Source organism: Micromonospora sp. NPDC048169 (assembly GCF_040652815.1).
Lineage (GTDB): Bacteria > Actinomycetota > Actinomycetes > Mycobacteriales > Micromonosporaceae > Micromonospora.
Genome location: NZ_JBEZMS010000022.1, coordinates 21,886 through 28,160, shown reverse-complemented (window position 1 = coordinate 28,160; position 6,275 = coordinate 21,886). Strand labels below are relative to the sequence as shown.

The window sequence follows — 6,275 nt, the reverse complement described above, 5'->3', positions numbered from 1 at the left end:
CCCGGCGAGCACAGCCCCGCCGTGGGCGAGGGCAGGCCGGCGTGACCCGTCCGCTCGACCCGGGCACGCCCGGACGGTTCCGGCAGCACCGGCGGCTCGACGTGCTGATCCCCACCCGCAACCGGCCCGCCGAGCTGGCGGTCACGCTGTCCGGGCTGGCCGCCCAGGAGGGCGTACCCGGCTTCGGGGTGGTCGTCAGCGACCAGTCCGACGGCGAGCCCGCGTACGCGCACCCGGCCGCGGCCACGATGGTCCGGGCGCTGCGCCACCGGGGGCATCCGGTGCTGCTGACCCGGCGGCTGCCGCGGCGTGGCCTGGCCGAGCACCGGTCGTACCTGCTGGCCCAGTCGGCGGCCGACGCGGTGCTCTGCCTCGACGACGACGTGTGGCTGGAGCCGGGCGCACTGTCCCGCCTGGTCACCGCACTGGACGAGCTGGGCTGCGGGTTCGTCGGCAACGCGGTGCACGGGCTCTCCTACGCCGACGACGTCCGCCCGGACACGCACGAGCACTACGAGGAGTGGACCGGGCCGCCGGTGCCGGAACGCATCCTGCCCGGCACGCCGGAGTGGCACCGGGCGTCCATCCACCCGGCGGCGAACCTGCTGCACATCACCGAGAAGCTGCACCTCGCGGCGGGCGAGTGGCGGGCGTACAAGGTGTCCTGGATCGGCGGGTGCGTGCTCTACGACCGGGCCAAGCTCGTCGACTCCGGCGGCTTCGACTTCTGGGAGCGGCTGCCCGAGCGGCACCAGGGCGAGGACGTGGCCGCGCAGCTCGCGGTGCTGGAGCGCCACGGCGGTGCCGGGGTACTGCCCAGCGGGGCCTACCACCTGGAGTCGCCGACCACTGTCACCGAACGCGACGTGGAGGCGTGGGAGGTGGTGCTCAGCGAGTCACCGGCGGAGGTGTGAGCAGCTCGCGGGCCGCCTCGACCACCTCGGCGACCGGCACGTCGGCCACGAACGACACCCGGTGCGGACACTCGCCGTCGCCCGGCCGGTGCGGGTAGATCCCGGGTGTGCAGTCCACGCCGCACACCGGGCAGTGGGTGGTCCAGGCGGCGATCGGGCGGTGCCGCCCGCGCAGCGGCGACGCCCCGTTGATCAGGTTGCCGACCCAGAACACGCCCACTGTCGGCGCACCCACGGCGGCGGCCAGGTGCAGCGGGCCGGTGTCGTTGGAGACCACGAGCGCGCAGTCCGCGTAGGCGGCGGCGAGCGCGCCCAGGCTGAGCGTGCCGACCTGGGGACGCACCGGCACGCCGGCCGCCGCCACCACCGCGTCGACCGTCTCCTGCTCGGCCGGGGTGCCGGTGACAAGCACCTCGTACCCGTCTCCGGTCAGCTCGCGGGCGACCTCGGCGAAGCGTTCCGGCGGCCAGCGCCGCCGCGTGTCGGTGGCGCCCGGGTGCAACGCCACCCGGGGCCGGGTGGCTTCGCCGAGCACGGCGGCGGCCTCCGCCCGGTCGGCGGCGGTGACCGCCAGCGCCGGGGTGATGGTGGTGGCCGGCGCGCCGACCAGCGCGGCCACCTCCAGGTAGCGGATCACCTCGTGCTGGTAGTAGACGTAGCGCAACCACCGGTCCAGCGGCGGCGCGCCCTCGGCCCGCAGCCCGGCGGTGACCCGGGCGCCGAGCCCGGCCACGAGCGGGTTCGAGTTGCCGCCGCCGCCGTGCACCTGCAACGCCAGGTCGAACCGCTCGGCCCGGGCGGCGGCCTGGAACGCCGGCACGTCGCCCGGCGACTCGCCGGGCCCCGGGTCGCGGATGCCGGGCGCCGCCGGCACCACAAGCACCCGGTCCACCGGGCCGGGCCGGTCGCGCCAGAGCGCCGCGTGCCACGGCGCTCCGAGCAGCACGATCTCCGCCGACGGGTACGCCGACCGCAGCGCGTCCAGCGCCGGCAGCACGAAGATGAAGTCACCGAGCGCGTTCGCGCGCAGCACGGCGATCCGCTCGACATCGGGCACCCGCTCGCCGACCGGGCCGAGCACCGACGAGTCGCCGCGCGGCGAGCGGGAGCCGGACGACGGCTCCAGGTCGCGGCGCGGCGACAGACGCGCCGAGCTGGATTCGTCGGACGACGGCTCCAGGTCGCGGCGCGGCGGCAGACGCGCCGAGCTGGAGTCGTCGGACGGGATGGTCACGCGGCTCCTACGGCCTGTCGATCTCGTCGAGCGCGGTGTCCGGGTGGTGCAGTTCGCGGTCCGCGGCCGGGTCGGCGGGCATCGGCGTACGGTCGGCGGCCGGTCGCGGGCCGGTGCGGCCGACGGTGATGGTGCGCGGCGCGGGCCGGGCCGCCCGGGGCAGGCGCACCCGGAGCAGGCCGTGGTCCATCACCGCGTCGATCCGGTCCGGGTCCACGCGGGACGGCAGGTCCACGCGGTACTCGAAGCCCCGGGTGGTGAAGCCGCCCGGGATGCCGTGGTCGGCGTTCACCTCGGCCTCCGACCGGGCACGTACGCACAGTTCCCGGTCGTCCAGCTCGACGGCGACCTCCTCCGGCGCGACGCCGGGCAGCCGGACGACCACCTCCCAGCCGTCGGCCGTCTCGGCCAGGTCCACGTCCTGGCCGCCGGACCGTCCGCCGACCAGCCGGCTCAGCTCCGAACGCAGCGACTGGAGCTCGCCCATCGGATCCCAGCCCTGCTGGCGGCCACGCCAGCCCCGTCCGCCACTCTGTTCCGTCATCGCACGTCTCCGATCCGCCGTGTCGCCGAGGGGGGTCGCAGCGAGCTTGGCGCGTTGAGATCGTGCTCCGGATCGACGCCGACACCGAGCCGGTCCACCAGTTCGCCGCCGAGCCACGCGCTGACGCCGAGGATCGCCAGGGCGACCACCTCGATGGCGACGAGCGCGCCGCCGGCCGCCCGCGAGTCCGCGTTGAGCCGGACCACCCAGACGGCGGCGAACAGCAGGATGACCGCCACGTTGGCGGCGGCGTGGGTGAGCCCGACCCGCTTGGCGCGGGTGCCGGCCGGCAGGGCGAGCAGGTCGAACGCCCCGGCCGCCGCGGCCAGCAGGCCACCGATCAGACCGACGGTGATGTTCCAGTACGCGACCTCGGCGAGGAAGCCGGGCCCGCCCACGGTGTCCACCAGGTCGAAGATCACCGCGGTCACGAAGAGTGCCACCGGGAACATCACGAGCATCGGATGCACGGGATGGCCGAGCACCTTGAGTCGGCTCTCCATCTCGGCCTCCATCCGTCGCGTCCGGACGCACGCTGCGCACCGGTCCCTACCCGTCGGCCCCGGGGGCAAACCCGGCGCTCGACGCGCTCACCTAGGCTGACCATGGCGGATCGCGGCCCGTCGCGGGGCGGAACCGCCGTCGAGGTCAACGGACGGGGGAGGAAGACGTGACGATCCGGGAGATCACCGACGAGGCGGAACTGCGTGACGTGCTCGGCACGCCGACCGCGCGGGCGCTCGCCAAGGAACGCCGTACGCTGCACGAACGCGACCGGGAGTGGCTGGCCGCCTCGCCGTTCTGCCTGCTCGCCACCGCCGGCGCGGACGGTGCCTGCGACGTCTCCCCCAAGGGTGACCCGCCCGGCTTCGCGCTGGTGCTCGACGACAGCACGATCGCGATTCCGGAGCGGCCCGGCAACCGGCGGGCCGACGGCTACCGCAACATCCTGGCCAACCCGCACGTCGGGCTGATCTTCCTGATCCCCGGCCGCACCGACACCCTGCGGATCAACGGCCGGGCCCGGCTGATCTCCGACGCGCCGTGGTTCGCCGACATGGAGGTCAAGGGCCACCGGCCGGTGCTCGCCGTCGAGGTCGCGATCGAGCAGATCTTCTACCACTGCGCGAAGGCGTTCCTGCGTTCCGAGCTGTGGAAGCCGGAGACGTGGCAGCCGGACGTGCTGCCGACCCGGCCCCGGCTGATCAAGGAGGTGGAGGCCCCGGCGGAGAGCCTGGCCGACCTGGAACACCACTACGGCCCGGACTACGCCCGGAAGCTGTACGTCTGACTCACTCCCGCGGGGTGAAGCGCGCCGGCACGCCGACGTCGGACAGGGCGCGGGCGAGGTGCGGTGCGGTGGTCTTCACGTACGCCGCGCCGATGTGCGAGCCGCCCCGGTAGATGAGCACGTTGCCGAACACCACCGGGCACCTGTCGGTCGGGCAGACGGCGTCGAACAGGTCGATCATCTTGACCTTCGGCGCGCCCGCGACCGCCTGCCGCTGCATCCGGTAGCCCGGGTCCTGGTCGTGGCGCTCCCTGTCGAACGCGCAGGCGGACAGTCGCTTGCGGTTCTTGTCGGCGCAGGCCACCGCCGCCCCCGGGTGCGGGTTGTTCGCCAGGACGACGACGTTGGTGCCGACCGAGTCGAGCTTCTTCCACGAGGCCCGTACGCCGGACACCATCGCGGCGACGGTGGCGCGCTTGCTTGCGCTGTCGAGGGCCGTGGACGCCGACTGCGAGGTGACCACGTAGTCGGGGCGCTCCTGCACCAGGCGTTCCAGCAGCGCGCGGTTCCACTGGATGCAGTCGGTGTAGGGCTTGCCGGACCCGTCGCCCTTGAGCACCTGGGCACTGGTGAAGGCGCATCCGGCCTTCGCCATGATCCGCAGCTTCCAGCCGTTCTGCGCGGCGAGCACCTGGAACGCGGGCAGCCACTGGTCCATCTTCGAGTCGCCGACCAGCGCGACGGTGGTGGCCCCGTTCGGGTCGCCGTACGTGCAGGACAGCACCTCGGCACCCTCGACCTGCTGGAAGCACTTGTCGCGGTTGGTGTCCGGCACGTCCATGAAGCCCTGCCGGATCTGCAGCGGATCCGGGGTGATCACGTCGAACCGCTCCGGGACCGGACCGATCGGCGCGGTGCCCGGTGCTGTCGACAGGAGCGCGGCGCCCGGGGCGTACCGGCTCTTGGTGGTGGTCGCGGCGGCGGCCCACGCGCCCATCAGCACCAGGACCAGGCCGGCGCAGATGCCGGCGAGCGTGAAGTTGCCGCCCAGGCTCAACGCCAGGCGCGGCGACGTGGAGATCTTCCGCGAGTAGCGCAACGGGTTCTCCACCAGCCGGAACGTGAGCCAGGCCGGTACCACCGAGGCGAGCGCCACCACCAGGCCCTGCGTCACCGACAGGTCGCCGAAGTGCGCGGCGGCCACCACGAGCATCGGCCAGTGCCACAGGTACAGCGAGTACGACAGGTCGCCGATCCACTGGAACGGACGCAGGCCGAGCACCATCACCGGCCCCCGGGAGCCGGCTGCGGCGCCGGCCGCGATGACCGCCGCCGCGCCGAGCGTGGGCAGCGCCGCCGCGTATCCCGGCCACGCGGTCTTGCCGCTGACCAGCAGCGCCGCCACCACGATCGCGGCGAGGCCGAGCCACCCGAGGACGAGCGCCACCGACCGGGGCATCCGCGCGGCGCGGACCGCCAGCAGCGCTACCGCCGCGCCGACCGCCAGCTCCCACAGCCGGGTGGTGGAGACGAAGAACGCCCGCTCCGGCGAGTTCGCCGTCTCGACGATCGACCAGACGAACGACGGCACCGCCAGCACCGCGAGACCGGCCCACAGGACCGGCCGTACGTTCGCCCGCCGGAGCTTGCGCGCGGCGAGGAGGGCCAGCACGATCAGCAGCGGCCAGAGCAGGTAGAACTGCTCCTCCACGGCGAGTGACCAGAAGTGCTGCACCGGCGACGGCGCGACGTCCTCGGCCAGGTAGTCGACAGCGCGGTCGGCGAACCGCCAGTTGACGACGTAGGTCGCCGCGGCGGCGATGTCACCGCCGATGACCTGCCACTCACCCCGGGGTACGAACAGCCGGACCGCGACGGCGGTGGCCGCCAGCACCACCGTGGCGGCGGGCAGGATCCGCTTGGCCCGGCGCGCGTAGAAGCCGGTGAGCGAGACCCGCCCGCTTCGCTCGATCTCGGAGATGAGCTGCCCGGTGATGAGGAAACCGGAGATCACGAAGAAGACGTCGACGCCGACGAAGCCACCGGGGATGAACGGCAGCCCGGCGTGGTAGAGCAGCACCAGCCCCACCGCGACGGCCCGGAGCCCGGCGACGTCGGCCCGGAACCGGCTCGGCGTCGTCTCCCGGCCCGGCTCGCGCCCGGTCGCCGTACCGGCCGGCCCCTGGTCCGGTGAACCCTCCCGATCGGCAACCTTCGTCAACGGCGGGGAAGTCATCGCGATCCTCAAACTCTGCGGGCTGGGGCCAGGGAACGATAACGGCTCGTCAGGCGGGGGGACAATCACGCCGCTCCGCCTCGATCGCATCCGGTGGGTGGCCCGGGCCTGCGATG

Annotated in this window: 6 protein-coding genes; 2 read left to right on the top strand and 4 right to left on the bottom strand. The window is 73.8% G+C overall.

What is annotated here, in order from left to right; translation table 11 throughout:
- Nucleotides 1–41 precede the first annotated feature (41 nt).
- Nucleotides 42–914, top strand: coding sequence for a glycosyltransferase family A protein (locus tag AB0D28_RS19415; protein WP_357387530.1), 873 nt, complete (start codon nucleotides 42–44; stop codon nucleotides 912–914).
- On the opposite strand, the gene AB0D28_RS19410 is transcribed toward AB0D28_RS19415, so the two are convergent.
- The 3 genes from AB0D28_RS19410 to AB0D28_RS19400 form a co-directional block, all read right to left on the bottom strand.
- The gene (locus tag AB0D28_RS19410) at nucleotides 889–1,995 is read right to left on the bottom strand and encodes a glycosyltransferase family 9 protein (RefSeq protein WP_357387653.1); all 1,107 of its coding nucleotides are present in this window, start codon (nucleotides 1,993–1,995) and stop codon (nucleotides 889–891) included. The genes AB0D28_RS19415 and AB0D28_RS19410 overlap by 26 nt on opposite strands.
- A 160-nt stretch (nucleotides 1,996–2,155) precedes the next feature.
- Nucleotides 2,156–2,692, bottom strand: coding sequence for an Hsp20/alpha crystallin family protein (locus AB0D28_RS19405; protein WP_357387528.1), 537 nt, complete (start codon nucleotides 2,690–2,692; stop codon nucleotides 2,156–2,158).
- Nucleotides 2,689–3,195, bottom strand: coding sequence for a DUF2231 domain-containing protein (locus AB0D28_RS19400; RefSeq protein ID WP_357387526.1), 507 nt, complete (start codon nucleotides 3,193–3,195; stop codon nucleotides 2,689–2,691). Before AB0D28_RS19400 ends, AB0D28_RS19405 begins: the two co-directional genes overlap by 4 nt.
- Before the next feature lie 167 nt (nucleotides 3,196–3,362).
- Between AB0D28_RS19400 and AB0D28_RS19395 the strand changes: the two genes are divergently transcribed.
- The gene (locus AB0D28_RS19395; RefSeq protein ID WP_357387524.1) at nucleotides 3,363–3,983 is read left to right on the top strand and encodes a pyridoxamine 5'-phosphate oxidase family protein; all 621 of its coding nucleotides are present in this window, start codon (nucleotides 3,363–3,365) and stop codon (nucleotides 3,981–3,983) included.
- A gap of 1 nt (nucleotide 3,984) precedes the next feature.
- Here AB0D28_RS19395 and AB0D28_RS19390 read toward each other — a convergent pair whose 3' ends face one another.
- On the bottom strand, nucleotides 3,985–6,159 hold the full coding sequence (locus AB0D28_RS19390) for an acyltransferase family protein (RefSeq protein WP_357387522.1): 2,175 nt from the start codon (nucleotides 6,157–6,159) through the stop codon (nucleotides 3,985–3,987).
- Between the last annotated feature and the right edge of the window lie 116 nt (nucleotides 6,160–6,275).

Excerpts from the sequence above, each read along its gene's own strand:
- AB0D28_RS19405 (WP_357387528.1), bottom strand. The coding sequence starts at position 2,692 with ATGACGGAACAGAGTGGCGGACGGGGCTGGCGTGGCCGCCAGCAGGGC.
- AB0D28_RS19400 (WP_357387526.1), bottom strand. The coding sequence starts at position 3,195 with ATGGAGAGCCGACTCAAGGTGCTCGGCCATCCCGTGCATCCGATGCTC.
- AB0D28_RS19390 (WP_357387522.1), bottom strand. The coding sequence starts at position 6,159 with ATGACTTCCCCGCCGTTGACGAAGGTTGCCGATCGGGAGGGTTCACCG.